This is a genomic window from Mesorhizobium sp. M6A.T.Cr.TU.014.01.1.1 (assembly GCF_004022765.1).
Lineage (GTDB): Bacteria > Pseudomonadota > Alphaproteobacteria > Rhizobiales > Rhizobiaceae > Mesorhizobium > Mesorhizobium mediterraneum.
The window spans coordinates 74,497-101,312 of sequence record NZ_RZPG01000014.1; the positions used below are offsets into that span (position 1 = coordinate 74,497).

Sequence of the window (26,816 nt, forward strand, 5' to 3'; positions counted from 1 at the left end):
CATGCCGTAATCCTCAGTTCAAATGCTTGCAGATGTTCTGGTGGTCCGGCATGTCCAGGCCGATGTCGAGGATCGGGGCGCTGTGCGTCAGCCATCCCATGGAGATGAGATCGACACCGGTCGCCGCAATCGCCGCCGCCGTTTTCGGCGTCACCCGACCGGAAGCCTCGGTGATCGTACGGCCACCCACTATAGAAACCGCGCGGGCAAGATCCTCGACCGACATATTGTCGAGCAGCACCGCGTCAACACCAATCGCGAGCGCTGCATCGAGCTGCTTCAGCGTGTCGACCTCAACCTCGACCTTCACCATATGCCCTGCGGCGGCGCGCGCCCGCTCTATTGCTGTGCGGATATCGCCGGCGATCGCGATGTGGTTGTCCTTTATGAGCACGCCGTCATCGAGGCCGAAGCGGTGATTGGCACCGCCGCCGACGCGCACGGCGTATTTTTCCAATACCCGCAGGCCGGGCGTCGTCTTTCGCGTCGATACGATCCTCGCCTTGTGACCGCGCACGGCCTCAACCATCGCCGCTGTGGCAGTGGCAATGCCGCTCAGCCGGCATAAGAAATTGAGGGCAGTGCGTTCGGCCGTGAGCAGGCCTCGCGCGGGTCCGGACAATTTTGCAATGGTTTCCCCGGCCCCGACATCGCTGCCATCAGGGCGCCAGATCTGGATGTTGATCGCCGGTTCCACGAGCAGGAAGGCGTACGAGACCAGATCGAGCCCGGCAACGACGCCCGCCTGCCTCGATTTGAGCACCAACGTGGCAGTGCAATCATGCGGGATAACCGCATCGCTGGTCAGGTCGCCGCATCTGCCCAGGTCTTCGAGGAGCGCACCGCGCACAATCGGTTCGATTAGGGTCGCGGGGAGGGGGGAGAATGAAATCATATCAGGTGCTCCGTATGGTAGCCCGGCAATCGAGTGCGGCCGCGGCCCGCATTGCGCTGTGCAGTGTCAGCCGTGATGGGCGCGCGTCGGCATCGTGGAGCGGGAAATCGGACCGACAGTGCGCGCCTCGACTCTCTTCCCGCCCCAGGGCCGCCACGGCGATCATCAGTGAGACCAAAGCCGGGCCAGAGGCAGCGACATTGTCAGCTGCGATCGGCAGCAGGGTCGCCACCGCTTCGCGCATTGCCTCGCCGTCGCGGATGATACCCAGGGCGGCGGAGACAATTGGGCGGACCGCGGAAGCGTCTGGTCGTGGAGGGACGAATGTGGAGCATCTGCGCGGTCGCCGGGTATACGACGTGCCGGCAACGCTTTCGGCAACCCAGCTCGCGGTGACCGCCGCTTCGGTGAGCGAGTTGCTGGCCAGGCGGTTGGCGCCGTGCAGGCCGGTACAGGCGACCTCACCGCAGGCCCACAATCCCTCGATGGAGCTGCGGCCGGCGCTGTCTACGGCGACGCCGCCCATGTGATAATGTGCCGCCGGGCGCACCGGGATCGGGTCGGTCGCGGGGTCGACCCCTGCGCTCCGGCACAATTCGGCGATGCCTGGAAAACGCTTGCTAAATCTCGGGCCGAGACTTTGCCGTGCATCCAGGAATACGCGGCGTCCAACGGCAAGCTGGTGCCAAATGGCGCGCGCGACGACGTCGCGAGGCGCAAGTTCACCGCCAGGTGTGTCAGCGAGGAAGCGCTCTCCTCGCTCATCGATGAGCACCGCGCCTTCGCCACGCACGGCTTCGCTCACCAGCGGCATCGGCCGGCGCGGACCGTCGAGCGCAGTTGGATGGAACTGTATGAATTCCAAGTCGGCGAGTTCCGCCCCCGCCCATGCGGCGAGCGCCAGCCCGTGACCCCATGAGCCAGCGGGGTTTGTCGTATCGCAAAACAGCCCGCCGACGCCGCCAGTCGCCAGCACCGCGCGACGCGTGGGCAGAGCGAGCGCGCCGGCTCGTCCTGCGGCGACCACGGCGATGACCGACCCGTCCTGCACGACCAGCCGGCGGACCTCCACATTTTCGATAGTGGTGATCGAGGCTGTACGCCGAACCGCGGCGATGAGCACGCGCACCAACTCGCGACCGGTGGCGTCGCCAGCTGCATGCACAATCCGCCGTCGCGAGTGTGCCGCCTCGAGCCCAAGTCGCAACGCGCGGTCAGGGTGCTGGTCGAAGGCGACGCCGAACCTTTGGATCGTCCTAATCGCTTCGGGTGCAGCTCGGACCACTCGCCGCACCGTGGCCTCGTCGCAGAGTCCGTCGCCGGCAGCTATCGTGTCGCAAAGGTGAAAATCCGGGCCGTCGTCGCCGCCGAGACTTGCCGCAAGACCGCCCTGGGCAAGCTCACTGCAGGCTCCGGTTCCAAGCGGCGCGTTGGTCAAAAGCACGACCGGTTCCGGCGCCAGATGAAGCGCCGTCATCAGGCCGGCAATGCCGCCGCCGATGACGACCGGCGCCCCGGCGATGTCGCGAACCTCCAGGCTCATAGGGAAAGCATGCGCTCGACCGCGCGGCGGGCGGGGCCGGCAATTTCCGGATCAATCCGGACCTCATGCCGGTTCTGCTCGAGCGCGGCGCGAATGTTGGCGAGGTTGATGCGCTTCATGTGCGGGCACAGGTTGCATGGGCGAACGAACTCGACGTCGGGATGCGCGACCGCGACGTTGTCGCTCATCGAACATTCGGTCAGAAGGACGACACGCGTCGGTTTCTCCCGCTCGACATAATCCGACATCGCTGCGGTCGAGCCGGAGAACTCCGCCTCCGCGACAACGTCTGGTGGGCATTCTGGATGGGCCAGCACGATGACGCCTGGATGGGCATCGCGCAGTTCCCGAATGTCTGCTGCGGTGAAGCGCTCATGCACCTCGCAATGGCCTTTCCAGGCGATGATCTCGACGTCTGTATCGGCTGCCACGTTCCTCGCCAGATATTCGTCCGGCAGCATCAGCACACGCGCCACGCCAAGCGATTCCACCACCGCCTTCGCGTTGCCGGACGTGCAGCAGATGTCGGACTCCGCTTTTACGGCGGCCGAAGTGTTGACGTAAGTAACAACGGGGACCCCCGGATACCGCAGCCGCATTAACCGCACGTCGTCTGCCGTGATCGATTCGGCCAGCGAGCAGCCGGCGCTGAGATCCGGGATGAGCACGGTCTTGTTCGGATTGAGCAGTTTTGCCGTCTCGGCCATGAAATGAACGCCGGCAACCACGATGATGTCGGCGTCGACCGTCACCGCCTTGTGGGCCAACGCCAGGCTGTCGCCGACGATGTCTGCCACGCAATGAAAAATTTCGGGCGTCTGGTAATTGTGCGCCAGCACCACCGCATTGCGCTCACGCTTCAGCGCTAAGATGGCTTCAATATCGCCGGCGAACGCGAGCCATTCAACGGGAGGGATCACCCGCCGGACACGCTCATACAGGGACGCAGCCATAGGTAACGCCCCAGTCATTGGCGCCTCGATTATATTCGGTTTGACAATAAGGGAATATGTCTACCTTGACTATAAGTATGTCAAGCCCGCGCCAGCGGTAATTTTGTCCCGGCGATAGCCCTGTCGTCGAGAACGGCATGGCGGAAGCGATAAAGCTTCGCCGGTCGGCCGCCCGTGTCGAGGGAGGTCTCCCCAGTCTCCTCAACAAGTTCCTGCTGCTCGACCAATCTCCGGAAGTTCGGCTTGTTGATGAGCCTGCCAGCCAGAGCTTCCACGGTTCGCTGCAGTTGCAGCAGCGTGAAGGAAGGCCGCATAAGCTCGAACACGACCGGCCGGTATTTGATCTTCGAACGCAGCCGCGCGATCCCGGTTGCCAGAATACGACGGTGGTCAGCGACCATTGGTTTGCCAGCCGCGGCCGCAATCGCGTCCCTGCCGCCACCGGCCTCTTCAATCAGAGCAGCTTCATAGAGCAACTCGTAGCGTTGGAGCGTGAGTTCCTCGTTCCAATGGCGGTCGTCGAAGCCGAAGGCTATCGCAGCGCGCTGCCGGCGCTCGCGTTGAGTGGTCGGCTCGCTGGCGCCGCCGGCCCACTCAATCAGGCGGGGCCGCAATCTATCGAGCAGCACAGGCGGCGTGCCGAAGCGGTGGTCCTCCCAGGGAAAATATTCGTACCAACTTTGCCAGCCGCACGCGGCCGAGTTCGTTGCCTGTTCCTTCCTGGTCAATGCAAGATAGCTGATTGAGATGACGCGCTGGTGGCGCTCAGTGCCGATGCGATCGCGATCGGCGAAGGTGTAGAGTTGCTCGATGTATCCCAGTGCATGGCCGGTCTGCTGCTCCACCCACCCCCTCAAACCCGACTGCAGCGATCGATGCTCAAGCGCAAAAGGTCCAGAAGGGAGGGTGTCCGCATGACCGACGGTGAGGACACAGGGCTCACTGTCGTTTACGGCGACCACGACGGCAGTCAGGTCCACTTTGGCTTCGTCAGCTTTGACGGCGGCTTTGCCTTTCTTGGTTCTTCTTGTCTGAGGATCCATGTTTGCGAAAGTGGGTTGGCCCAACGGAGCGCCTTAATCGATTGAATGTAACCTTGGCAGCCAGCACGTCAACACCGTAGTACTCAAGCGCTGTTTTTAGCTCTTCGCAGTCGCACAAAAATATGCCAAACGCGACACCCGCTGTTGGTAACGTAAGGGAAGGGGGCGTCGGTTGAGCGCGGCTGGTGAGATAAAAGGGATTACCCCTCCAGATATTCGATTGCGAAAAGGCCAGACGCCACTTGTATGCTTGACGGCCTACACCACGCCGGTCGCGAGGCTACTCGATCGCCACTGCGACATCGTTCTTGTCGGCGACAGCGTCGGCATGGTGCTGCACGGCCTGTCGTCGACGCTGGGCGTCACGCTCGACATGATGATCATGCACGGACAGGCCGTTCGCCGCGGCCTTGAACACGCACTGATGGTCGTCGACCTGCCCTTCGGTTCCTACGAGGAAAGCCCAGAGCACGCTTTCGGCAACGCTGCGCGGGTGATGGGTGAGACCGGTTGTTCAGCGGTGAAGCTCGAGGGCGGCGAGACCATCGCGGAAACCATCCGCTTCCTTACCGCGCGCGGCGTACCTGTCATGGCCCATGTGGGGCTGACGCCGCAGGCGGTAAACACGTTCGGAGGCTATCGTGTGCAGGGCCGGGGAGCCGATGCAGAGCGGATCAGGCGCGACGCCAGGGCGGTAACCGAGGCGGGCGCCTTCTCCTTGGTGCTCGAAAAGATACCGGAGCAGCTTGCACGGCAGATAACCGCCGATATCGACATACCCACCATCGGCATCGGTGCCTCGCCATCTTGCGACGGCCAGATTCTGGTGAGCGACGATATGCTCGGGCTCTTCACATCATTTCGGCCGAAGTTCGTCAAACGCTATGCCGAGCTCGGTGAGCAGGCTGAGGCGGCAATCGCCGCTTACGCCACCGATGTGCGGAACCGGCACTTTCCGGCGGTCGAACATCTCTATGTCAACGCCTTGAAGGCCGGAGACTTCACATGAGCGTGCCGATCGCTCGAACCGTGAGCGAGCTGCGCGCCGTCGTTGCGCAATGGCGTCGCTCGGGTGCCACGATCGGTACTGTGCCGACCATGGGAGCCTTGCACGACGGGCATCTGAGCCTTGTGCGGAAGGCGCTTGAAAGGGCCGAGCGGGTGATCGTGACGCTGTTCGTAAACCCCAAGCAGTTCAACAGCCCCGCCGACCTGATTGCCTATCCTCGGACGGAAAGCGAAGATGCTGCCAAGCTCGCGCCGCTGGGCACGCATCTGCTCTATGTGCCGGACGCAGAGGAAATGTACCCGGCGGGCTTCGCCACGGTCGTTTCAGTGTCCGGCATCAGCGAATGCCTGTGCGGCGCATTCCGGCCCGGCCATTTCAATGGCGTGGCGACGGTCGTGGCCAAGCTCTTCCTGCAGGCCGGCGCTGACTTCGCCTTTTTTGGCGAAAAGGATTTTCAGCAACTTCAGCTTGTCAGGCGCTTGGTCCGGGACCTCGACATTCCGATCACTATTGTGCCCTGTCCGACAGTCCGCGAAGCCGATGGTCTTGCGCTATCGTCGCGTAACGTGCGGCTCTCCCCAGCCCAACGCGCCATTGCCCCAAAACTAGCATCGGTCCTGCTCGATACGGCCGAGCGGCTTGCACGCGGCTCTCCCATCCTGCCTACGCTTGATGAAGCGCGTGCAACAATTCTGGCTGCCGGCTATCGCGAGCTCGAATACCTGGAGCTTCGCGGAGAAACAGACCTGCAATCGTTAGCAAGCCTTGACCGACCGGCACGCTTGCTTGCTGCGGCTTGGCTTGGCGACACGCGGCTCATCGATAACGTCGCAATATCACCCATCGGTAGTTGGTCAGGTGCGCGGAGCTCTCTCCAATCGGAAGCAGCACAGCAATTGCGGTGATGACGGCGGCGCGTCGTACGCCCTGCAGGGACAGGCCATCATTTAGAACCACGTCTCCGCCCGGCTTCCAGCAACCTCCGCGAGGTACGCAAAGCGCAGATGCATCGCGTATTTGAAACCTTGGTCGAGCAACTCTCTGCAAGCGTCGATGCCGTCGATCTCCATGAGGCAATGGCGTCCGCCGCAGCCGGATTCGACTTTCCGTTCTTCGCTTATTTCACCTACCCATCCGCTTCCGGCGACACGCCGCGATTGATCTCGAATTATCCATCATCATGGACATCACATTACCTGCAACTGCGCTACCACAGCGTGGATCCCGTGATCCTGCGGGGACTGCGAGGCTGGGATACCTTCGACTGGGGTGTGGACCGCGATCACCGTTATTTGCCGACCTCGCAGCAGGAAGTCCTGGAAAAAGCAGCTGAGTTCGGCATTCGCGGCGGACTGACCATGTCGATGCATGATGCTCGCGGCCGGTTCGCCGCACTGACCTTCGCCTCCAACGAGGCGCATCCGCCACTTTTGAGGTCGCTGACGCGCTACGAAAAAGCAATGCAGTTGGTTGCGATCAACGTTCATATCCATGCCCGGCGCAGGCTCGCCGAAGATTGCGTGGTAGATGGCATAACGCTCACCCCGCGGGAGTTCGAGTGCCTGAAATGGGCGGCGTGCGGCAAGTCGGCCTGGGATATCAGCCAGATTCTCGGTGTCTCGAAACGCACCGTGACCTTCCATCAGGAAAACGCCAAGGCGAAGCTTGGCGTGCGAACCATCAACCAGGCCATAGTGCGGATGGCTGCTCGGGCGAGATCCTGATCCTCTCCAAGGCTAGCTGTAAAGGTCTACAGGCTGCATTCATGACGGCTTTGCCCTTCGATTGCGTGGACACATCCCGCACGGAGACGACAATGATGCAGCTGATAACACCCGACTGCTACGCCGAGTTCGCGAGCGAACTCAGGGAAATGCACGGGCTTAGGTATCGGGTTTTCAAGAAGCGGCTCGATTGGGAAGTGCAGACCGAAGGCGAAATGGAAACGGACCCGTTTGACAGCCTGAACCCCGTCTACCTACTTCTCAAGGGGTCCGATTGGCGAACTTGCGGCTGCGTCCGCCTTTTGCCGACCACCGGACCGACTATGTTGCGCGATACGTTTCCGGCGCTGCTGGATGAGATGGTGGTCCCTGCGAGTGCCGATATCTGGGAGAGTAGTCGTTTCGCGCTCGATCTCCCTGCGACAGCGCCGAAGGCTGCTGGCGGCCTGGCACAAGCAACCTACGAGCTCTTCGCGGGCATCATCGAATTCGGCTTGGCCAACAATCTCTCCGGGATCGTAACGGTGACAGATACGCGCATCGAAAGGATCCTTCGTCTCGCGACCTGGCCGTTGTCACGTATCGGACAGCCCCAGCAGGTCGGCAACACCGAGGCAGTCGCCGGCTTCCTCGAGATTTCCTACGCCAGTCTCTTGCGCATCCGCTGGAGGGGACGCCTGAACGGGCCGGTGTTGTGGCAACCAGTTCTCATCCAATCGGCATAGCGCCTGCGGATGCTCAGCCGTGACCTGGGTTAAGTCTGCTCACGGCCGCCACCGCCCGCCGTCAAGCTGAGGGGACCCGGCCCCACGAGCATTCGACTGTTCCGGTCGATCGACTCGCGCGGCCGGACTTCGGATTTCCGTAGGCGCAACCCGCAGTCCAGCGTGAGCACGCCAAAATGGCGCCCGTCCGCTTGGAAAGAAGCCAATGTGGCTTCTGAGGTCGCCTTGGAATATTGGACCGGCCGCCGTGAGCGATCCCAACCTCAAACCTTTGCCGGTATGCCGGTTTGGCCGGACCGTCGGCCAGTCGGAGCAGTCCCCCGATAAGGACCCGAGCTGACGCGCGATCCAACAGCGCCCAAGCCTATGCTATGTGCATTACCGTTCGGTTGGCCATATCGTCCAAGACCGCATGAAGAAGGCTTCCAACCTCCTGCGCAGCGAACTCTGCGCAATTCCTACATCGGACAATTGAATGAGCATTTTCTTGGCAGCACAGCGCCAGAACGCACTCGCCGCCTCGCCCTTCTTGGTCTCGAGGGCCTGGGCGATACTTTCGACCAATGTGCGTCGCCGATCCAGCGGAAATACCCAAAAGTTTGAGTCATGCATCAATCACCTCCCAGTTTCAGTTCCACAAAGAAAACACCGGCGTCTTCAAAAGCGCCCCGCTAGCGCGGTGACGGTTCGCGGCGACATGACGAGTTCCACTTCCCCGTCGACAAGCCATTGGGCGATGAGCCGCCGGACCGCACATCCGACCGCAGATACGGTGAACCACCATTGCTGATCCGGCTGCGTTTCCTGTGCCGTTCCGCGACGAGGCGTTCCAGCCCGAATTGACGTCCAATGACTTGATTTCTGAAAGGGCAGGGCGGTACGAATCACCCGATTGTTCCGCCGCTTACATTCCTGCGAGCTTGTGTATGAACGATTAAAGCGTGCCCGAGCCGTTCTTGGTGGCCGCAGAAGGGAATCATGTCATCCGCGCCTATCGTAAGGCCGCGCGACTTCTAGCATGGCTGCACTGCCCCGATAGGGCTTTGCAATCGCGCGTTTCGAAGCCTATGCTTTGGCATCGGCCGTCAGTTACTTCGGATGCAGCCGACAGTAAGAGGTACGCGCTCTTGCCCGCATGGGAGAGAGCCTTGCCCGAATCCCTTTTTCGCAACCGGGTGCTGAAATCCCTTTCGCCGGAGGACTTCGCGCTGTTGCGACCTTCGCTGCATCGCGTCGAACTGGACATCAAGGCTCAGTTGGAGATCGCGCATCAGCCGATCAGGAATGGATATTTTCCCGAGAGGGGCGTCGCCTCGGTGGTCGCCACCATGACCGGCGGACGGCAATGTGAAGTCGGCATTATCGGATATGACGGGATGACAGGAATTGCCGTCATTCTCGGACAGGACAGCTCTTCCAACGACACCTATATCCAGGCCGCAGGCAATGGCTGGCGCCTGCCGGTTGAAATCCTTCGTCCTGCGGTTGCGGAAAGCCCGTCGCTGCGCACGTCAGTGCTGGACTATGCCCACGCGTTCCTTGTCCAGTCGTCCCGGACGGCACTGGTCAATGGCCACTCCAAAATCGAGGAACGGCTGGCCCGCTGGTTGCTGATGATCCATGACCGCTCTGACGGAGACAAGATCTACCTGACGCATGAATTTCTGGCGACCATGCTCGGCGCCCGCCGTCCCGGGGTCACCACGGCCCTGGAAATGCTTGAATATCGAGGACTTGTCCGTGCCAAGCGCGGCGAGGTCACGATTATCGACCGCGTCGGATTGATGGAACTCACGCATGGCGCTTACGGCGAGGAGGAGCAACGTTATTTCGGCCTGGCCACCGCTGCCTGATTGTCCGGTATCGGACATAGGCTTGAAGGCTGCCGAACTCCCGTCCTAGATCGTGTCAGTCAGAGTTTCAGGGAGGCGGGTGAAAAAGCCGCCGAAGCCTATGTTCTGTCCAGAGGCAAGGCCCGGTTCCTCTCCACCGCCCAGGCGATCCGCGCCATTCGAACGCTTATGCCGGCGTGCAAAGCGACCGATCGCGAGTTGAGGAATTGGTGGCGGCGACGTCCATCGTTCACGGTGTGCCCGTCGCCTTCGACGCAAAAACAGCCGAGGGAGTAGAACCACGGCTGCATTCCTAGGAGGGCATGCCGCGCCGTCCAGACTGTCAGATCGGGCATTCGTCAGATGGTTGTCCGCTAACTTAACTGGCAGAGTCTACAGGACGTGTCCAGCATTGCGAACTCACCGATCGCTTGGCGGCCAAAGCTGCCGGCAAGCGATCGCCTCATCTAGCCGTCTGCACCATCTCATCACACACATCATCGGTGATGCTACCTGCCCAGCATATGTCCAGCATTTCGCAGGGCGGCCAGAAGGAGCCTCGCATAGCCTGTGACATCGATCTGGGCCTGCATGGACAGGGGCATGCTGGTCCAGTTCTCCAACGGTGCAATGAAAGGTGAGAAGGTGCCATTGACAAGGCAACAGCAGCTAACAAGGCCCTCTCGGTCCAATGCCACCACACCGATCTTGTCGCCTGGATATCCAATGGCTGCGACTCGCTGGACCTCCAGGTCACCGTCAACCCGCACGTCGAAAAGAAGGCTACCACGGCTCCTCGTGGCTATCTCAGCCGCCTTCTCATCAAAACTTGAAGAGAGCAAGCGGACGCTTTCCACCGCCATCTGGAAAATCACCAAATCCAGTTCATTCACGGCCATATGGGCAATTGCGCGCAATGGGTGGTGATTGCAATGACACACACTGCTTGTTCACAGATGTCGGTCACGAACGATCATTCGTCGGGTTCCGGTTCCGACCAACGGTGTGGCCCACCTGATCGTGCTGCGGTTCGAACATTCCTAACGCGAGCCGAGCGCGCTGTTGATGAGGATGGAGTCTAGGTCTCGGGCCCTGCCTCGCGGCTTCCTCATCCTTGGCAGACCCCTTGCAACGCCGCCGCGATGGCGCAAACGCCAGATGAAGCTGATCCATCGCTTGATCGTGAACTGAGCTTCTGAACACCCTTGGTGGGACAGCAGGGTGGAAGGGCTTGACCAACGCTGCCCCCGTTTTCGAAGAGGGCCCGTCCTCGATTGAATCTTTGGAGCCCCGTGCGGCGCGCAGGCAAATGTTGACCATCTGGACGCAGGTCCCAGACCCCAAGGCAAACAGGAAACCTTCCAGCCAGCCAAGCTGCGCCGAAGCAAAGAGCGACCTTTGGAATTCCCAAGAACTGACCCTTCCATAGTTGACTGGCAACCGCAGCGCGAGTGCGGGAGAGCGAACAAGCACTGCGTGAGAGGTCCTGCGCGTTTTCCCCTCTTTGCTATTTGGCACATCGCTTGCGCCGAAGTGGGCGCAGCGTTCGACCGGAGCACTGCATGGGAGAAGGAGGAGCCCCCACCCCGATCCGGTCAGGGAGAGAGAAACGGTGTTGGTTCCACAAGTCCCCATAGCGAACGCAGCGGCCCGCAAGCGCCATTTTGCCCGGGCCTACGTGCAGGTGCTTGCCGCCATAATCCTGGGTGCTGCAATCGGCTATTTCCATTTGGAGACCGGCCAGAGCCTGAAGCCGCTCGGCGATGCCTTCATCAAAGTCGTCAAGATGATTATCGCACCTGTCATCTTCCTGACAATTGCGACCGGCATTGCCGGCATGAGCGATCTGCAGAAGGTCGGCCGAGTTGCCGCCAAGGCGATGGTTTATTTCCTCACCTTCTCGACACTTGCACTCGTTGTCGGACTGATTGTCGCGAATATCGTTCAACCTGGCGCCGGCCTCAACATCGATCCGGCCTCGCTCGATGTCCAAGCCGTTAAGGGCTATGTGGCCACGGCTCACGAGCAGTCCGTGACCAGCTTCCTGATGAACATCATCCCGTCAACGATTGCCAGTGCCTTCGCGGAAGGCGACATCCTGCAAGTCCTGTTCTTCTCGGTCCTGTTCGGCGCGGTCTGCCGCTACAACGGCCGCTCGATCTTCTCTCTCGTCCGATACATCAAGGACGAGCTGCTGCTCGCAACGTCCTCCTCGGAGGCCGCGCTGCCCTCGCTCATGGAGAAGATGGAAAAGGCCGGCGCCACGCATTCGGTCGTGGGTCTCATTCCATTCAATCTGGACGGCACGAATATGATGCTCGCCGCCCTCTTCATCGCCCAGACGACGAAAACTGATCTGCCGATCGGCTGCCGGATCCTCATGCTGTTCGTCGCATTGTTCCCTTCGAACGGAACAACCCGCATTACCGGTGCAGGCCTCGTCACAATGGCTGCAACGCTCTTTCTTGTTCCGGCCGCACCGGTCACCTCCGTGGGTCTTATTCTTGGCGTCGATCAGCTTATGTCCGAATGCCACGCGCTGACGATATTTCTCCGCAGCGTAGCGGCAACGCTGGCTGTCGCCCGGTCTGGGGCGAGCGGGATAAACGACGATTCGGGGAGCGCCTCACTAGCGGACCGTTCAGCGCTCTGGCGGTGGACGGTCAAGTCGCCCGGCGTGGTGAACGCAGTTCCCCGCGCGAACGACGCTCAGCTATTGGGGTGGGCCCGATGGCGCAAAGCCGTATTTGAGAAACCGCCAGATCGCACCCGCACCTGTGCGCCTGTAGCAACTGCGGGGCACGATCAAAAGCGACCCATTTTACACCGAAAAGGCGGGCCGTTGCTGCCACGCCGTCCATGGATTGGAGCCTCATGTCTAAGACAACGGCCACCACTCTCGCGGTTCTCCTTTTTCTCCTCGCCGTGCTGCTTTCCGTGCTGGCGAGCCATAATAGCGCCCCCCCGCCGCGGGAAAGGCCGCCCCCGCCCATGCAGTCGTGCCAATGGACAGTCAAAAGTGGAGCGGCGCACTCGTCAACGACCCCGCTTCGCCAAATCGCCGGCAACCCGGAAGGTCCGGGGACCCTTCAGCGCTCTGCCGGGCGGACGGTCAGTCGCCCGGCGTGGTGAATGGCGGTCGCGGTTGCCCGGCCCGCGCGAACGACGCTCAGCTGGTGGGGTGGGCCCGATGGCGCAAGGCCATCTTTCCAGAAACCGCCAGAGCGCACCGGCATCTATAGCTGTGCGCCCTCGCGACTGCGCCCTGTGGCAAGTGCGGGGCTCGATCAAAAGCATTTTACACCAAAAGGCGGGCCGTTGCTGCCACGCCGTCCATGGATTGGAGACTCATGTCTAAGCCGACTGCCATCACTGTCGCAGCTCTTCTTTTACTCCTCGCCGTGCTGGCGAGCCAATATAGCGCGAACCTGCACCGGCAGGCGTGGTCGATCGACAGGCAAAAGTGGAGCGGCGCATTCGACAACGACCCCCTTCGCCAATCGCCGGCAACCCGCAAGGCGATGCCGTTCTGGTCATATTCAATGACTACCACAACTGTCCGCATTGCAGACTGGCAGATCTCAACTACCAAAAAGCCTTCAAGAATGATCCCAATCTGAAGCTTGTGATCAGACGGTTCCCGGTCCTGGGACCGGATTCCCAATCGCACTCGCCTCGAGAAAACAGGGAAAGTTCGACGAATTCCACCGCGCCCTTATGACTTCCCCCAGTTGGATCATTGAAAGGATCACTCTCAAGATCGCAGCGCGTGTGGGCCTTGACGTGGAGCAGCTCAAGCGGGAATGCAAGATCCGGCCATCGCAGATGAACTTGCGCGCGTCCGCGCACTCGCGAAAGGTCTGCACATCGACCGTACGCCCGCGTTGGTGGTCGGCGATATAGTGATCGCCCACCTGGTCGACATGGCCAGCTTGCAACGCTTGCTCGCCGATGCGCGCTCAAAGCGTGCAGGCTCTCGTGCGGGGCAGCATCTGTAGATCGGCCACGCTGTTGTTGCCGGAGCGTGCCGTTTGTGGCAGCTGGCTTTGCTGTTGCTCCTCGGCATCTTGTTGCGGTCATCCAGCTGCCGTGGGCGCCAACAACAATCCTGAGCGCCCGCGCCTGAAGGCGCTGGCCGGGTGCTCGTGAACCGAGCCCGCTTATCTTCGCCAGGCTCAGGCGGTCTTGGCCCTGCGGCTTCGCCCCCTGGCGCGGGGCAGCCTTCGGCTGCTGACGGTCGCCGGCCTGTCGGCCGGCGTCGTTTTTATCGTGGCCTTCCCCGGTGGCGCAGGGCGGGCAGCACTCCCTTCTAGGCCCGCCGCGGCGTCCCGCAACCCTTCGCTTTCGCTTCGGGTCCTCCACTCCGTTCCGGTCCTGCGGATGCAGTCCGCCTCCGACGTCGGGCCTTTCCGGTCGCTTTCGCCGCCCACCCCGCTTCCGGGGAGGGCGCGATTGAAGAGCGGAGGACATCACGATGCGTGCAAACAACAAACGTTGCGGCAGCCGACAGGCTGGCGCAGAGAGTGGCGGGCGCACCGGCGCCAGCCTTTATCAGGAAATCACCGACCGCATCATTGCCGAACTGGAGCGCGGCACCGTGCCATGGGTCAAGCCGTGGGGCAGGGCAAGGACAGGCCTCGGCCTGCCGCGGAATGCGGCCACCCAGCGCCGATATTCCGGCATCAATATCCTGATCCTGTGGGGCGGGGTCATCGATCGCGGTTTCCCCAGCCAGAACTGGCTCACCTTCCGGCAGGCGCTTTCCCTAGGTGGCAATGTCAGGAAGGGTGAGCACGGCACCACCATCGTTCACGCTGACCGCTTTGTTCCCAAGAACGAAAAGGAACGCGCCGACACCGATGGCGACGAACCGCAGGCGGTGCCCTTCCTGAAGCGCTTTACCGTCTTCAATGTCGCGCAGTGCGATAATCTGCCCGAATATCTTTACGCCGCCGGCGAGCCTCTGCCTGAGCGCGAGATGGTCCCGCAGGCCGAGGCGCTCATTCATGCAACCGGCGCTGATTTTCGCATCGGCGGCGAGCGCGCTTTCTACATGCCCGGCAGCGACACCATACAGGTGCCGCCGCAGCCGGCTTTCTTCCACCAGATTGACTATTACCGGACCTGCTTTCACGAGCTTGGCCACTGGACCGGCCACCCGACGCGACTCGCGCGCGACCTGTCCGGCTCCTTCGGGTCCAAGACCTATGCGCGCGAGGAACTGGTCGCCGAAATCGCATCAGCCTTCATCTGCAGCAGTCTCGGCATCGAGCCGACCGTGCGCCATGCCGACTACATCGGCTCATGGCTGACGGTTTTGCGCGAGGACAACCGCGCCATCTTCCGCGCCGCAAGCCATGCCTCGAAAGCCGCCGATTTCCTGCTTGGCCTCAATGCCGATGTCGAAGGCGAGGCACATGCCGAAACCGCCCATGGGAGCGCGCAATCCTCACACGCGACCGCCTTGCGCCTCTGATGACGCAAAAGTCGCCCGCAATCAACTCGACAGTTCTTTTGAGGTTGCGCTAACGCCGATGGCCGGCGTTGGCGCCGATCGTTTATCGGACCGAGGTTCGCAAAAAAAGGGCGGCATTGCTGCCGCCCTCTCGTTGCGAAAGCTGCCAGAGCTGGATTAGAAATCCATACCGCCCATGCCGCCCATGCCGCCGCCACCCATGCCGCCAGGCATGCCGCCGCCGCCAGCCGACTCCTTCTTCGGAGCCTCCGCGATCATGGCTTCGGTGGTGACCAGCAGGCCGGCCACCGAGGCCGCGTCCTGGAGAGCGGTGCGGACAACCTTGACCGGATCGACGATGCCCATGGCGATCATGTCGCCATATTCGCCGGTCTGGGCGTTGTAGCCGAAGGTCGCGCCCTTGTTCTCAAGGATCTTGCCGGCAACGATCGATGCTTCCGCACCGGCGTTGGCCGCGATCTGGCGGGCCGGAGCCTGCAGCGCACGACGAACGATGTTGATGCCGGCGGCCTGGTCGGCATTGACGCCGGTGGCCTTGATGTTGGCCGAAGCGCGCAGCAGCGCGACGCCACCACCAGCAACGATGCCTTCTTCGACGGCCGCGCGGGTCGCGTTGAGGGCGTCATCGACGCGGTCCTTCTTTTCCTTGACTTCGACTTCCGTCGCACCGCCGACGCGGATCACCGCAACGCCGCCGGCGAGCTTGGCCAGACGTTCCTGCAGCTTCTCCTTGTCGTAGTCCGAAGTGGTCTCTTCGATCTGCTGCTTGATCTGGGCAACGCGGCCCTGGATCTCGGCCTTCTTGCCGGCGCCGTCGACGATGGTGGTGTTCTCCTTGGAGATCGACACCTTCTTGGCGCGGCCGAGCATGTTGAGGCCGACATTCTCGAGCTTGATGCCGAGGTCTTCCGAGATGACCTGGCCACCGGTGAGGATGGCGATGTCTTCCAGCATGGCCTTGCGGCGATCACCGAAGCCCGGCGCCTTGACGGCGGCGATCTTCAGGCCGCCACGCAGCTTGTTGACGACCAGCGTGGCCAGAGCCTCGCCTTCGACGTCTTCCGAGATGATGAGCAGCGGCTTCGAGGTCTGCACGACGGCTTCGAGAACCGGCAGCATGGCCTGGAGGTTGGACAGCTTCTTCTCGTGCAGGAGGATGTAGACGTCCTCGAGCTCGGCAACCATCTTGTCGGCGTTGGTGACGAAGTAGGGCGAGAGGTAGCCGCGGTCGAACTGCATGCCTTCGACGACTTCGAGTTCGGTCTCGGCGGTCTTGGCTTCCTCAACCGTGATGACGCCTTCGTTGCCGACCTTCTGCATTGCTTCGGCGATCATCTTGCCGACCGAAGCATCGCCGTTGCCGGCGATGGTGCCGACCTGGGCAACCTCTTCGGAGGTCTTGATCTTCTTGGCGTTCTTGATCAGCGTCGCAACGACGTCGGTTACCGCGAGGTCGATGCCGCGCTTCAGGTCCATCGGGTTCATGCCGGCGGCAACGGCCTTGTGGCCTTCCTGGACGATCGACTGTGCCAGAACGGTCGCGGTCGTGGTGCCGTCGCCGGCGATGTCGTTGGTCTTCGAAGCAACTTCGCGGACCATCTGCGCGCCCATGTTCTCGAACTTGTCCTCAAGTTCGATTTCCTTGGCGACGGTGACGCCGTCCTTGGTGATGCGCGGGGCGCCGAACGACTTGTCGATGACGACGTTGCGGCCCTTGGGGCCGAGCGTGACCTTCACCGCGTCGGCGAGGATGTTGACGCCGCGCAGCATGCGCTCGCGGGCATCACGGGAGAATTTTACGTCTTTGGCAGCCATTTTTAGCTCCTGGCAGGGGCTTCAATCGAGCCCGGGAATTCAGTTGACGAAAGGGCCTGATATGAGCCGATGATGCCCATGATGTCGGATTCCTTCATGATCAGAAGGTCTTCGCCATTGAGCTTGACTTCCGTGCCCGACCACTTGCCGAACAGGATGCGGTCGCCAGCCTTGACGTCCAGTGGGACGAGCTTGCCAGCTTCGTCGCGGGCGCCGGAGCCGACGGCGATGATCTCGCCTTCCTGCGGCTTTTCCTTTGCCGTATCCGGGATGATGATCCCGCCAGCGGTCTTGGATTCGGATTCGACCCGGCGAACGACCACGCGGTCATGCAGCGGGCGGAACTTCGACTTTGCCATTTTCGGATTTTTCCCTGGTGCGGATGTTGAGGGGTTTTTGTTAGCACTCGCGATGGACGAGTGCTAACGCGATAGTGAGGTAGGCTGTAAGCGGGCACTCGTCAAGACGGACGAGGGCAGGCGAGGAGCTCTGGCCCCCTCCCCGGTGGAACCCAACGCATACGCGCATCCGCGTTGATGGCTGCGAGCCCCACATTTCCATTGAATTCGGCGTCATGACGCCAACTTGCGCGCGCCGCTTCCAAGTCGTCAGTCGTGCTGCCGTCAGCACGAACATAGGGCTGCGCTTCACTTCCCGTCGAAGCCGCGGCAAGCAGCGTCGCCGTCAGCACGCTCCTTTGCAGATGCTTGCCAAAGGTGGACAGTGAGCGCACCTGCGCCGGGCTGTTGGTGCGAACGTAAGACGTCATTGACAACTCCTTTTTGCAAGTCGAGCCCTTCTCCACCTTCGGCCGCCGTCGACGCGAAGAAGTCCGCATCGCGTTGATGACGAGCTGCGAAAAAGAGAAAGATGTGTTTGATGGCTGCGGCCCCAACGGTGCCTTCAGATTTGAGATCACTTCCGCCGCGAGCGGCTGAAGCTCCTCGCAACGTCACAATCGAATCTGCTGCCAAGCCTCCAGGAAAGGAGAGCATTGCTCATCTCGCGCTTGTGCATGCAGTCAACCTTCGATCCGTGTTGCCACATCTCAAGTGCAAATGCCGTGCCAAAGCTCACTGGGTAGTGAACGCATGGCTCTCCCTGAAAACCTCACAAATCCAGCATGGTCAATTGTGCGGAACCCGACATGCGTCTTCTGCCACTGTCAGCTTTCGGACAGGCATGACGCGTTTCGCGCCGACCACCGGTCGATCGGTTTTGGGGCCGGTCTGTTCGCCTCATAAGAGCGCGTCACGTTGCGTAGCGGTTTCCCGAGCGCCGCCACATGACACTGGACCTGCAGGTAGCACCGGCTTCTCATCCAGCCTTGCTTTGGCCCCTTCGCGTATCAAATTCCCGCTGGCGAGCCCTGCTTTCATAGATCGCACCATGCCGGATGTCTGCTCTGGCGCCCGACCCGCTGGCACGATCTCGATCCGGCATAAGGGCGCAGCATCTTTGCAGGCCGTTTCATCCCGGCGTCCTGCTTGGCTGAAAGACCGCACTTGGCGAGCGGTCTCCATGCTCTCTCCAAGGACCATCCCTGCGGCTGGCTTGTCGACCTATGGGCGGGTCCGGCCGCCCGAAACCCTCGCCATCAGCTTTTTTCCCCGCCGCCTGCGGCGGCTTCCTCGCGCCGCTTCGCTCACAAAAAAGCTGCCCGCTCGGATCCTTCGCTGTCGCTGCGGCCCTGTCGGATTCAGGCGGTCCTGACGCGCCCATTACGGTGCGCCATCGCAGGGGATGGTCCCCGGCGAAACCACAAAAGGAGACTTCGAAATGACCGCGATCGGTTACGTCAACAAGCAGGAAAACGGCGCCTACAAGGGCCAGCTCAAGACGCTCAGCGTCCGCGCCGACATCGATATCGTCCCCAACCAGGCCAAGAGCGCCGACAACCATCCCGACTTCCGGGTGCTTACGCAAGGGGTCGAAGTTGGCGCCGGCTGGATCCGCACCGGCGAGACTTCCGGCAAGGATTATGTGAGCCTGTCGATTGCAGCGCCGGAGTTCGGACCGCGCAAGTTCTACGCCAATCTCGGCCGCGCCGCCGGCCAGGACGATCACGACACCTACGCCATCATCTGGAACCCGTCCGACTGACCGGCCGAGCTAGAGCCTCGCGCCGCAGCCCCGGCGCGGGGCTCATTCCCAGGAGTTCCACCCAAACCCCGTCCGCCCTAAAGGGCGGCGAAAACTCTCCCCCGACTCTTCGCCCGTCCCCGAGACGATCTCCCTCGCCCATCCTCGCCCTCGCTTGTCCGAAGCGAAACGAGGATCATCATGGACGACGAAAACGAACGCGCGGCCCGCGCGAAAAAGGGCAGCCCGTTTCTCAGCACAGCCCAAGCCGCCTTCTATATCGGGCTCTCCCAGCGCACGCTCGAAAAGATGCGGCTCAAGGGCGGCGGCCCGAAATTCCGCAAGCACGGCCGCTATGTCCGCTATCACATCGACGAACTCGACCATTGGTCGAAAGGACACCCGCAGCACTCCACCGCCGGCGATGGCAAGGCCGGTTCCGGCCAGGGCGGCACGGGAGGCCGTTCATGAGGCGGCGCCCTTCCATCCATCTGATCGGCAGCCGCCTGAGGCGTGTTCGAGCCCGTAAGACGGTCGCCTTGGCCGCGGCCGGTCTCGGTCTTTTGGGCTTCACGGCGCTGGGAAAGCCCACCCCTTGGCTGGTCTGGAACGCCTCGGCCAGCGCGCCGATCGGCCTTTACCGCATCGCTGCGGGAGCGCTGGCGCGTGGCGATCTCGTGCTCGTGCGCCCGCCTGAATACGCGGCGTATCTCGCCGCCGAGCGCAGCTATCTGCCTCGCAATGTGCCGCTGGCAAAACGTCTTGCAGCGCTGCCGGACGATAATGTCTGCGCCTTCAATGACGCCATCATCATCGGCGGCGACATCGTCGCGCGCCGGCTCAAAATCGACGCCGAAGGCCGACCTTTGCCATGGTGGAACGGCTGCCGAGCGCTCGGGGATAACGAGGTTTTCCTGCTCGGCAGCGACAAAAACCGCTCCTTCGACAGCCGCTATTTCGGGCCTGTTCCCACTCAAAATGTCATCGGGAGGCTCGTACCACTATGGACCGAGTGACCCTCCTCTTGTTGGGCATGATCGCCATTGCGCCATGCGCCTGTTCCGCCTCGACCGGCGCTGAGCCGGTCGCCATCTCCCAAAGTCCGCAGCTGCGAAAGTGGCAGACGTTGGTATCGGAAGCAAGCCGGCGCTTCCATATTCCCCAAGCCTGGATCTATGCCGTCATGGCTGCCGAAAGCGGCGGCAAGACAATGCGCGGCGGCCGCCCCATCACCTCCCCCGCTGGCGCCATGGGCCTCATGCAGGTGATGCCCGGCACCTATGAGGAGATGCGGGTCGAACACGGCCTTGGGCCTAACCCCCACGATCCGCGCGACAATATCCTGGCCGGCACGGCCTATCTCAGCGCCATGTATGACCGCTTCGGATTTCCTGGCCTGTTTGGCGCCTACAATGCCGGTCCCGAGCGCTACGACGAGCATTTGAAGCGTGGCAAACCGCTGCCAGAAGAGACCGTCGAGTACCTCGACCAACTCAAGGCGGCCGGAGTTTCGGCGGCCGACATCGAGGCGTTCGAAAGCCAATCTGACGCTCCAAAGGCGCAAATCGCTCCTCTCGGACGGTCGCTGTTCTTCATTCATGACGGTGTTCACTCAGGCGTGCGAAACGGCGATCTCTTCGTGCCGCTCGGCAAGGACGGCGCGCAGCCGAAGGAGCCGGTGCGTTAGCCATGGGCGGACGGGGGCGCGTCTGGCGGGGCTGGGCGCGTAAGGCAAGATAAAGGTACCGCCTCCAGGAGGCGGTTAAATCTTTGTCTGCACATCGTTTTTCCAGGAGGCTGCCGCCGGTGCCAAGAGGGTTGGACGTGTAAGTGTCTGATTTTGCTTGATATGTCTGGAAGGCTCGCATGAAGGATGACGAGTTCAGGCCGAAGCTCGGCAAAATCGGGTCGCGCGGCTCGAAGGCAGGCAAACGCTATGCCGGTCAAGTCCGGGCAGCCGTCAACCGAGCCGGCGGCCAGCCCCAACCCGGCGGTCGCTTCACGGGCAGCCGGACAGGGCGCGGCGGGGCGGCTGCGGCGCTGCTGAAATCGCGCGACCGGTATGCCGCCTTCCGCCAGCGCCGGGTGATCGTCAAGGCGCGGATCGTTAAGCTCGCCGGCAAGGGCGCGGACGGGGCGCGTGCCCATCTACGCTATCTTCAGCGCGACGGCGTCACCCGAGAAGGTGCGCCTGGCGAGCTCTACGGCGCCGACAGCGACCGCGTCGACGGCAAGGCGTTCATCGATCGCGCGGACGGCGACCGCCACCAATTCCGCTTCATCGTCGCTGCCGAAGACGGCATCGAGTATGAAGACCTGAAGGCGCTGACGCGGCGGCTCATGGCGCAGATGCAGGAAGACCTCGGCACGAAGCTCGACTGGGTCGCGGTTGATCATTTCAACACCGGCCACCCGCACAGCCACATCATCGTCCGAGGCAGGGACGACCGTGGCGAGAACCTGGTCATCGCGCGCGAATATATCTCATCTGGCATCCGCGAGCGGGCGGCCGAGCTGGTCAGCCTCGATCTCGGTCCGCGAACCGACCGCGAGATTGAGCTTCGCCTGCGCCGGGAAATGGAGCAGGAACGCTTCACCAGCATCGACCGTCGGCTGCTCAGCATGCGTGATGATGACGGCCTGGTCTCGCCGGGCGGTCCCGACGCCATTCGCCAGACGCTGCACCAGGGACGGCTGCGCAAGCTCGAGCGGATGGGTCTGGCCGCGGAGGTCGGCGCTGGCTCCTGGCGCCTCGACGATGAGCTCGAAGCCACGCTGCGCCGCACCGGCGAACGCGGCGACATCATCAAGACCATGCACCGCGAACTGGCCGGCAAGGGGCTTGCACGCAGTGCCGCCGACTGGGTGATCCACGATCGAGCCGGCGAGCCCGTCCAGTCTCTCGTCGGTCGCGTTGTCGCGCGTGGACTGGCCGACGAGATCAATGACCGCCACTACATGATCGTCGACGCCGTCGACGGTAAGAGCCATTGGATCGACATCGGTAGAGGCGAGGCGATGGAAACGATGCCTAATGGCTGCATCGTGCGTGTCGCGCCAAGGAACACCGAGCCGAGGCGGGTCGATCGTACCATCGCCGAAATCGCCGCCGCGAATGGCGGCCGTTACGACGTCGATATCCACCTGAAGCATGACCCATCCGCCACCGAGAGCTTTGCGCGAACGCATGTGCGGCGGCTGGAGGCGATCCGCCGCGCGACCGGCGGCGTTGAGCGAGAGCCGAACGGCACCTGGCTCATCGCGCCGGACCATCTCGATCGCGTCGCGAATTATGAGGGCCAGCGGGCCAGGGCCGAGCCTGTCGTTGTCGACAAGCTCTCCTCAATGGCGCTGGAGCGACAGGTCAGCTTCAACGGCGCCACCTGGCTCGACCGGGAGCTGGTTGCCGATAGACCCGAGCCTTTGCACGGATCCGGCTTCGGCTGCGACGTGAGAGAGGCGCAAGCTCGCCGGCGGGAGTGGCTGATCGCGCAAGGCCTCGCGCATGAAGAACAGGATCGGATCGTCTATCGAGCCAACATGCTTTCGATCCTGCGCCAGCGAGAACTGAACCGTGTTGCTGGCCAACTGTCGGAGGAACTTGGCCTGCCCTATGCCGAAGCGCGATCCGGAGGACGAGTAGAGGGTACGCTCCGCCGCTCCGTCGAGCTTGCCAGCGGAAAATATGCCGTCGTTGAGAAGTCGCGCGAGTTCACGCTGGTGCCATGGCGGCCGGTGCTTGAGCGCCATGTGGGCAAGGAGGTCTCCGGTGTCGTGAGTGGGGAGGGGATTTCATGGACCGTCGGCCGGCAAAGGAGCGGACCTGGTGTTTCGTGAGATGGTGTACAGCTTTTTAGCCAGCGGCGCGGGCAGCCATGCGAGCCCGCGTAGACCTTATGGCCGCACGCCCGCAATCGGTCGCATGGACCTGCCAGGCGGGGCGGCTTTGGAGCGTTCGGACCCGACACGCTGCGTGAGTGGCCAGACTTCGAGCGCTCGAAGATGCGGACTGTTGTCTGCTGGCCGGCGTTATTCCGGCTGGCCTATGACCGCGGCGCAACAGTTCACCGCTGAAGTTGCCACGGGCGAACATCGACAAGAGAAAAAACACCATTGCGCGATACAAATCGCCGTTGAAAGCGTTTAGGTTGCATGCGCTTCGCCAAGTAAACGGATACCCCAGAAGAGAGCCATGACCACGGCCCGCCATATCGTGACGCTGCTTAAAAGCCACATTGCCGGCGACGAGGATCGTTTCCTCTCTATCGCGATGCAGCTTGCTGCGCATGAGGCACGTCAAGGCCATGGCAAGCTTGCTCAGGAGCTCAAGGATCTGGTCGACGCAGCCAAGAGCAGGGACGCCCGGATTGCCAAGAGCAGTCGGCCGGTTCCCCTTTTTCAGCCAAAGGGCGAGCTCGCAGGGCTCCTGCATGTGCGCTATCCGGACCTGCGACTGACCGACATGATTTTGCCGGACAGTCTGCGCTCGCGCCTGCACCGCGTGCTGGGAGAGCAGCGCCAACAAGCAAGCTTGCGCGAGCACGGGCTTGTTCCCCGTCGCAAACTGCTTCTGGTCGGCCCGCCAGGATCAGGCAAGACGATGACCGCATCGGCATTGGCCGGGGAGCTTCATCTGCCCCTTTTCACGATCGTCCTCGATGGTTTGATCACCAAGTTCATGGGAGAGACTGCCGGAAAGCTGCGGCTTGTTTTTGATGCAATGCAGGCGACGCGGGGCGTCTACTTCTTTGACGAATTCGATGCCATCGGCGCGCGTCGAGGCGAACGCCAGGATGTTGGCGAGATTCGGCGCGTGCTGAATTCGTTTCTGCAGTTTCTCGAGCAAGACGACAGCCACAGCCTGATTATTGCGGCAACAAATCATCCCGAGCTGCTCGACAGAGCTTTGTTCCGCCGTTTCGACGATGTCATCGAATACGCCGTGCCCGATCGGCCGATTATCGAGGCGCTGCTTCGGGCTCGACTCGACCGCTTCGACACCAGAGGGCTTGCCTGGAACGAGGCGATCTCTCAGGCAGAGAGACTGTCGCAGGCCGAGATCACCCGCGCGGCCGACGACGCTGCAAAAACCATCATATTGCGGGGGGGGAAGCGGATCACCTCGGAAGTGCTCATCGACGCTCTGAAGGAACGCCGGCAGGCTTCGCTGTCTGAGTAGCGACAGCACAGATCATAATGGCAGACGATTTTCCGCGCGACCGCGCCCATATCCACCTTCGCAACAACGGCATTCGGGAAGCCTATCGGCGGCCCAACCAACTTATACATGCACCGCCGCTGCCGGCGCGTGATCGGGCGTCGCATGCTGCGGCCTTGACGCAATCCATCGAACAAGCGGTCGAAAGTGCACGCCAGCAGATTGCGGCGCGTGACCCCCAGCTGTCGGTCGGCACGCCTGGCTTTTATCTCGAGATCGATCTGCCCATGTCCGGACGGGCGGCCCTCGACCAGTTGGCCGATCGTCGCCAGCACATGGAGCTGGTCGCCGTCCATGAGCCAACTCAACCCGGTGCTCCCATCACAGCGTCGGTGTTCCTGCCGCAAAGCGCGCAAGCCTATTATTTGCGGAAAGTCGAGGCGTATCGAGACGTTGACACTGACCGCGGCAGACCGCGCAACGAGCCGCTCGTCTCCCGCATGGAGACAGTCAGGCTGGCGACTGCACGATTGTTGTTTACCGACCACGACGACCTCTTCCCCCAGGCCGCTGACGAGCAGGTGTGGTGGGAAGTCTGGCTGCGCGACGGTCGCCGCGAGAACTTCGAGCACATTGCCGAAGCCCTGAACATCACTTTGCGCACGCATGCGGTCAGGTTTCCGGAGCGGGTGGTCATGCTGGCACTCGCCAGCACGGCAATGCTCGACCGCATGATTGCGCACAGCGATGTCGTCGCCGAGCTGCGGCGCGCGAAGGATACGCCGTCCTTCTTCATGGGCCTTGGCGGCGCGGAGCAAAGGGACTGGAGCGACGAGCTTCTCGGGCGCGTCAGACCGCCTCAAACCGATATTGCGGTCTGCATTCTCGACAGCGGCGTGCGTCGCACCCACCCGTTGATCGAACCCGCACTTGCCGTTGAAGACTGGCACACCGTCAAACCGGCATGGGGCAGCGACGACACACCTGCGTGGAGCGGCCACGGGACGCGAATGGCAGGTGTCGGCCTGTACGGTGATCTGGTCCCGCTCCTGGTCGGAGGCGATCCAGTTCATTGCCCTTTCGGCTGGAGAGTGTTCGTATCCTTCCGCCAGAAGACGAGGCAAACGATCCAGAACTCTATGGCGCGATCACCGCGGAAGCGATCGCCCGCGCCGAGGTGCAGGCGCCGGAGCGCCGCCGCGCGATCGCAATGGCTGTGACAAGCGCCAGTCCGGCGCGTGGAAGGCCCACATCGTGGTCTGCCGCTATCGACCAACTCTGTTTCGAAGAGGAACAGCGACGCTTGATCGTTCTCTCTGCCGGCAACATCGGCGATGACCTCATGCCGGCCGAGCATTTGACGCGCAACGATCTGGAAGCAGTCGATGATCCTTCTCAGGCCTGGAATGCGCTGACGGTCGGCGCTTTCACAGAAAAGGTCGATATCATTGACACCGACTTTGCGGGCTACGCTCCGATCGCGCCGGTCGGCGAGCTCTCGCCGCGCAGTCGCACTTCGGTCGTTTGGGACAGGCAGTGGCCGGTGAAGCCCGAGGTCGTCTTCGAAGGCGGCAATCTCGCCCATGACGGTGTGTTGCCTGGCGAGCCGATCGACGATCTGCAGATATTGACCACTTTCTATCGACCCGAACTGCGCCACTTCACCACCCTCGGAGATACGAGCGCGGCAACGGCCCATGCCGCACGGATGGCGGGACTAATTCTATCAGCGCGCCCCGAGCTGTGGCCTGAAACGGTTCGCGCCCTGATCGTCCACTCGGCCGAATGGACTCCGGCGATGCGCGCACGCATCGATGCGTGCAACGGAGCGAAGGGCGAGATCCAGGCGCTCGTGCGGCGCTATGGTTATGGCGTGCCAGATCTTGGGCGCGCGCTTCTGTCAACGGTGAACGACCTGACGCTTATCGTTGAAGATGAGCTTCAGCCTTTCCAGCGCGAGGGCGGCGCGGCTGCCAAAACGCGTGACATGAAGCTGCATCGCCTGCCTTGGCCGAAGGAGCAGCTCGCGGCGCTCGGCGCTGCCCAGGTCGAGCTCCGCGTCACGCTGTCCTATTTCATCGAACCCAACCCCGGTGAACGCGGATGGACCCGCCGGCATCGTTACGCGTCCCATGGTCTTCGGTTCAGAGTAAAGTCAGCGACCGAGACAGTCGACGAATTCCGAGCCCGCATCAATCAGGCCGCTCGGGACGAGGAGGAAGGGGCGCCTGCTGGAGGCGGAGAAGAGTGGCTGCTCGGCACCTTCCGCGATCGCGGCTCGTTGCACGCCGATTTCTGGTCGGGCAGCGCCGCCGATCTCGCCGAGCGTGACGCGATCGGCGTGTTCCCGGTCGGGGGCTGGTGGAAGGAGAAGCCTTACCTGGAACGCGTCGACGCTCTGGCTCGGTACGCCCTGATTGTGACGATTCGGGCGCCTGGGGTCGATGTTGACATCTTCACACCCGTCGAAGCAGCCCTGACTGTCGAGACGTCGGTCGAGACCTGATGCAGCACTGTCCAAACCGGCCAACAACGGAGGTTTGACCAGCCTCTGGTGCCAT

Annotated in this window: 23 protein-coding genes and 3 pseudogenes; 17 read left to right on the forward strand and 9 right to left on the reverse strand. The window is 62.2% G+C overall.

Going from position 1 to position 26,816, the window contains the following annotated elements:
- Positions 1–13: 13 nt before the first annotated feature.
- The 4 genes from nadC to EN885_RS17300 all read right to left on the reverse strand — a co-directional run bounded on the left by nadC (position 14) and on the right by EN885_RS17300 (position 4,434).
- Positions 14–895 (reverse strand): carboxylating nicotinate-nucleotide diphosphorylase, encoded by an 882-nt coding sequence (nadC, locus tag EN885_RS17285; RefSeq protein WP_185928335.1) that lies wholly within the window; start codon positions 893–895, stop codon positions 14–16.
- Between the two features lies 1 nt (position 896).
- Positions 897–2,438, reverse strand: a complete 1,542-nt coding sequence (locus EN885_RS17290) for an L-aspartate oxidase (protein WP_128242912.1) — start codon at positions 2,436–2,438, stop codon at positions 897–899.
- The gene (gene nadA / locus EN885_RS17295; RefSeq protein WP_126057765.1) at positions 2,435–3,409 is read right to left on the reverse strand and encodes a quinolinate synthase NadA; all 975 of its coding nucleotides are present in this window, start codon (positions 3,407–3,409) and stop codon (positions 2,435–2,437) included. Before nadA ends, EN885_RS17290 begins: the two co-directional genes overlap by 4 nt.
- Before the next feature lie 62 nt (positions 3,410–3,471).
- Positions 3,472–4,434, reverse strand: a complete 963-nt coding sequence (locus EN885_RS17300) for a membrane protein (RefSeq protein WP_024505567.1) — start codon at positions 4,432–4,434, stop codon at positions 3,472–3,474.
- 172 nt (positions 4,435–4,606) lie between these two features.
- On the opposite strand from EN885_RS17300, the gene panB reads away from it, so the two are divergent.
- The 4 genes from panB to EN885_RS17320 all read left to right on the forward strand — a co-directional run bounded on the left by panB (position 4,607) and on the right by EN885_RS17320 (position 7,892).
- A complete protein-coding gene (panB, locus tag EN885_RS17305; RefSeq protein WP_127204249.1) occupies positions 4,607–5,443 on the forward strand; it encodes a 3-methyl-2-oxobutanoate hydroxymethyltransferase in 837 nt (278 codons plus the stop codon).
- A complete protein-coding gene (panC, locus tag EN885_RS17310; protein WP_127204250.1) occupies positions 5,440–6,348 on the forward strand; it encodes a pantoate--beta-alanine ligase in 909 nt (302 codons plus the stop codon). The genes panB and panC overlap by 4 nt, the downstream gene beginning before the upstream one ends.
- A gap of 99 nt (positions 6,349–6,447) precedes the next feature.
- On the forward strand, positions 6,448–7,167 hold the full coding sequence (locus EN885_RS17315; RefSeq protein ID WP_128242911.1) for a LuxR family transcriptional regulator: 720 nt from the start codon (positions 6,448–6,450) through the stop codon (positions 7,165–7,167).
- Positions 7,168–7,259: 92 nt separating this feature from the next.
- The gene (locus EN885_RS17320; protein WP_095486082.1) at positions 7,260–7,892 is read left to right on the forward strand and encodes an acyl-homoserine-lactone synthase; all 633 of its coding nucleotides are present in this window, start codon (positions 7,260–7,262) and stop codon (positions 7,890–7,892) included.
- Between the two features lie 378 nt (positions 7,893–8,270).
- Here the strand turns inward: EN885_RS17320 and EN885_RS34280 are convergent, their stop codons facing one another.
- A complete protein-coding gene (locus tag EN885_RS34280; protein WP_245461389.1) occupies positions 8,271–8,504 on the reverse strand; it encodes a DUF6074 family protein in 234 nt (77 codons plus the stop codon).
- A gap of 329 nt (positions 8,505–8,833) precedes the next feature.
- On the opposite strand from EN885_RS34280, the gene EN885_RS17330 reads away from it, so the two are divergent.
- The gene (locus EN885_RS17330) at positions 8,834–9,745 is read left to right on the forward strand and encodes a Crp/Fnr family transcriptional regulator (protein ID WP_348631643.1); all 912 of its coding nucleotides are present in this window, start codon (positions 8,834–8,836) and stop codon (positions 9,743–9,745) included.
- A gap of 488 nt (positions 9,746–10,233) precedes the next feature.
- Here EN885_RS17330 and EN885_RS17340 read toward each other — a convergent pair whose 3' ends face one another.
- On the reverse strand, positions 10,234–10,623 hold the full coding sequence (locus EN885_RS17340) for a hypothetical protein (protein WP_029354905.1): 390 nt from the start codon (positions 10,621–10,623) through the stop codon (positions 10,234–10,236).
- Positions 10,624–11,339: 716 nt separating this feature from the next.
- Here EN885_RS17340 and EN885_RS17345 point away from each other — a divergent pair.
- From EN885_RS17345 to EN885_RS17355, 5 genes and pseudogenes are all read left to right on the forward strand, one after another.
- Positions 11,340–12,311, forward strand: a pseudogene (locus tag EN885_RS17345) (cation:dicarboxylase symporter family transporter); the annotation flags it as partial.
- 763 nt (positions 12,312–13,074) lie between these two features.
- Positions 13,075–13,344 (forward strand): hypothetical protein, encoded by a 270-nt coding sequence (locus tag EN885_RS34285; protein ID WP_245457304.1) that lies wholly within the window; start codon positions 13,075–13,077, stop codon positions 13,342–13,344.
- On the forward strand, positions 13,260–13,445 hold the full coding sequence (locus tag EN885_RS34290) for a hypothetical protein (protein WP_245458208.1): 186 nt from the start codon (positions 13,260–13,262) through the stop codon (positions 13,443–13,445). Before EN885_RS34285 ends, EN885_RS34290 begins: the two co-directional genes overlap by 85 nt.
- An 82-nt stretch (positions 13,446–13,527) precedes the next feature.
- Positions 13,528–13,722, forward strand: a complete 195-nt coding sequence (locus tag EN885_RS34295; RefSeq protein ID WP_051695369.1) for a hypothetical protein — start codon at positions 13,528–13,530, stop codon at positions 13,720–13,722.
- Between the two features lie 476 nt (positions 13,723–14,198).
- Entirely contained in the window at positions 14,199–15,200 is a 1,002-nt protein-coding gene (locus EN885_RS17355; RefSeq protein ID WP_128242909.1) for a zincin-like metallopeptidase domain-containing protein, read from the forward strand.
- Between the two features lie 156 nt (positions 15,201–15,356).
- On the opposite strand, the gene groL is transcribed toward EN885_RS17355, so the two are convergent.
- The 3 genes and pseudogenes from groL to EN885_RS33620 form a co-directional block, all read right to left on the reverse strand.
- A complete protein-coding gene (gene groL / locus EN885_RS17360) occupies positions 15,357–17,015 on the reverse strand; it encodes a chaperonin GroEL (RefSeq protein WP_029354912.1) in 1,659 nt (552 codons plus the stop codon).
- A gap of 65 nt (positions 17,016–17,080) precedes the next feature.
- Positions 17,081–17,374 (reverse strand): annotated as a pseudogene (gene groES, locus EN885_RS17365) (co-chaperone GroES); the annotation flags it as partial.
- Positions 17,375–17,662: 288 nt separating this feature from the next.
- The gene (locus EN885_RS33620) at positions 17,663–18,010 is read right to left on the reverse strand and encodes a hypothetical protein (RefSeq protein ID WP_126038541.1); all 348 of its coding nucleotides are present in this window, start codon (positions 18,008–18,010) and stop codon (positions 17,663–17,665) included.
- Between the two features lie 784 nt (positions 18,011–18,794).
- Between EN885_RS33620 and EN885_RS17375 the strand changes: the two genes are divergently transcribed.
- The 7 genes and pseudogenes from EN885_RS17375 (at position 18,795) to EN885_RS17405 (ending at position 26,761) form a co-directional block, all read left to right on the forward strand.
- Positions 18,795–19,118 (forward strand): DUF736 domain-containing protein, encoded by a 324-nt coding sequence (locus tag EN885_RS17375; RefSeq protein ID WP_128242908.1) that lies wholly within the window; start codon positions 18,795–18,797, stop codon positions 19,116–19,118.
- Between the two features lie 180 nt (positions 19,119–19,298).
- On the forward strand, positions 19,299–19,568 hold the full coding sequence (locus EN885_RS17380) for a helix-turn-helix domain-containing protein (RefSeq protein WP_029354917.1): 270 nt from the start codon (positions 19,299–19,301) through the stop codon (positions 19,566–19,568).
- Positions 19,565–20,113, forward strand: a complete 549-nt coding sequence (locus EN885_RS17385) for a S26 family signal peptidase (RefSeq protein WP_029354919.1) — start codon at positions 19,565–19,567, stop codon at positions 20,111–20,113. Before EN885_RS17380 ends, EN885_RS17385 begins: the two co-directional genes overlap by 4 nt.
- Entirely contained in the window at positions 20,101–20,784 is a 684-nt protein-coding gene (locus EN885_RS17390) for a lytic transglycosylase domain-containing protein (RefSeq protein WP_128242907.1), read from the forward strand. Before EN885_RS17385 ends, EN885_RS17390 begins: the two co-directional genes overlap by 13 nt.
- A 179-nt stretch (positions 20,785–20,963) precedes the next feature.
- Positions 20,964–22,934: a relaxase/mobilization nuclease RlxS gene (rlxS, locus tag EN885_RS17395; RefSeq protein ID WP_128242906.1), complete on the forward strand. Its 1,971-nt coding sequence runs from the start codon at positions 20,964–20,966 to the stop codon at positions 22,932–22,934.
- Between the two features lie 355 nt (positions 22,935–23,289).
- Positions 23,290–24,276, forward strand: coding sequence for an ATP-binding protein (locus tag EN885_RS17400; protein ID WP_128242905.1), 987 nt, complete (start codon positions 23,290–23,292; stop codon positions 24,274–24,276).
- A 17-nt stretch (positions 24,277–24,293) separates the two neighbouring features.
- Positions 24,294–26,761, forward strand: a pseudogene (locus EN885_RS17405) (S8 family peptidase).
- Positions 26,762–26,816: the final 55 nt, after the last annotated feature.

Coding starts and splice junctions, on each gene's coding strand:
- EN885_RS17375 (WP_128242908.1), top strand. CDS start 18,795: ATGACCGCGATCGGTTACGTCAACAAGCAGGAAAACGGCGCCTACAAG.
- EN885_RS33620 (WP_126038541.1), bottom strand. CDS start 18,010: ATGCTCTCCTTTCCTGGAGGCTTGGCAGCAGATTCGATTGTGACGTTG.
- nadC (WP_185928335.1), bottom strand. CDS start 895: ATGATTTCATTCTCCCCCCTCCCCGCGACCCTAATCGAACCGATTGTG.
- EN885_RS34280 (WP_245461389.1), bottom strand. CDS start 8,504: ATGCATGACTCAAACTTTTGGGTATTTCCGCTGGATCGGCGACGCACA.
- EN885_RS17390 (WP_128242907.1), top strand. CDS start 20,101: ATGGACCGAGTGACCCTCCTCTTGTTGGGCATGATCGCCATTGCGCCA.
- EN885_RS17300 (WP_024505567.1), bottom strand. CDS start 4,434: ATGGATCCTCAGACAAGAAGAACCAAGAAAGGCAAAGCCGCCGTCAAA.
- EN885_RS34285 (WP_245457304.1), top strand. CDS start 13,075: ATGTCTAAGCCGACTGCCATCACTGTCGCAGCTCTTCTTTTACTCCTC.
- EN885_RS17355 (WP_128242909.1), top strand. CDS start 14,199: ATGCGTGCAAACAACAAACGTTGCGGCAGCCGACAGGCTGGCGCAGAG.
- EN885_RS34295 (WP_051695369.1), top strand. CDS start 13,528: ATGCAAGATCCGGCCATCGCAGATGAACTTGCGCGCGTCCGCGCACTC.
- EN885_RS17315 (WP_128242911.1), top strand. CDS start 6,448: ATGCATCGCGTATTTGAAACCTTGGTCGAGCAACTCTCTGCAAGCGTC.
- EN885_RS17380 (WP_029354917.1), top strand. CDS start 19,299: ATGGACGACGAAAACGAACGCGCGGCCCGCGCGAAAAAGGGCAGCCCG.
- EN885_RS17290 (WP_128242912.1), bottom strand. CDS start 2,438: ATGAGCCTGGAGGTTCGCGACATCGCCGGGGCGCCGGTCGTCATCGGC.
- groL (WP_029354912.1), bottom strand. CDS start 17,015: ATGGCTGCCAAAGACGTAAAATTCTCCCGTGATGCCCGCGAGCGCATG.
- nadA (WP_126057765.1), bottom strand. CDS start 3,409: ATGACTGGGGCGTTACCTATGGCTGCGTCCCTGTATGAGCGTGTCCGG.
- panC (WP_127204250.1), top strand. CDS start 5,440: ATGAGCGTGCCGATCGCTCGAACCGTGAGCGAGCTGCGCGCCGTCGTT.
- EN885_RS17385 (WP_029354919.1), top strand. CDS start 19,565: ATGAGGCGGCGCCCTTCCATCCATCTGATCGGCAGCCGCCTGAGGCGT.
- EN885_RS17340 (WP_029354905.1), bottom strand. CDS start 10,623: ATGGCCGTGAATGAACTGGATTTGGTGATTTTCCAGATGGCGGTGGAA.
- EN885_RS17320 (WP_095486082.1), top strand. CDS start 7,260: ATGATGCAGCTGATAACACCCGACTGCTACGCCGAGTTCGCGAGCGAA.
- EN885_RS17400 (WP_128242905.1), top strand. CDS start 23,290: ATGACCACGGCCCGCCATATCGTGACGCTGCTTAAAAGCCACATTGCC.
- rlxS (WP_128242906.1), top strand. CDS start 20,964: ATGAAGGATGACGAGTTCAGGCCGAAGCTCGGCAAAATCGGGTCGCGC.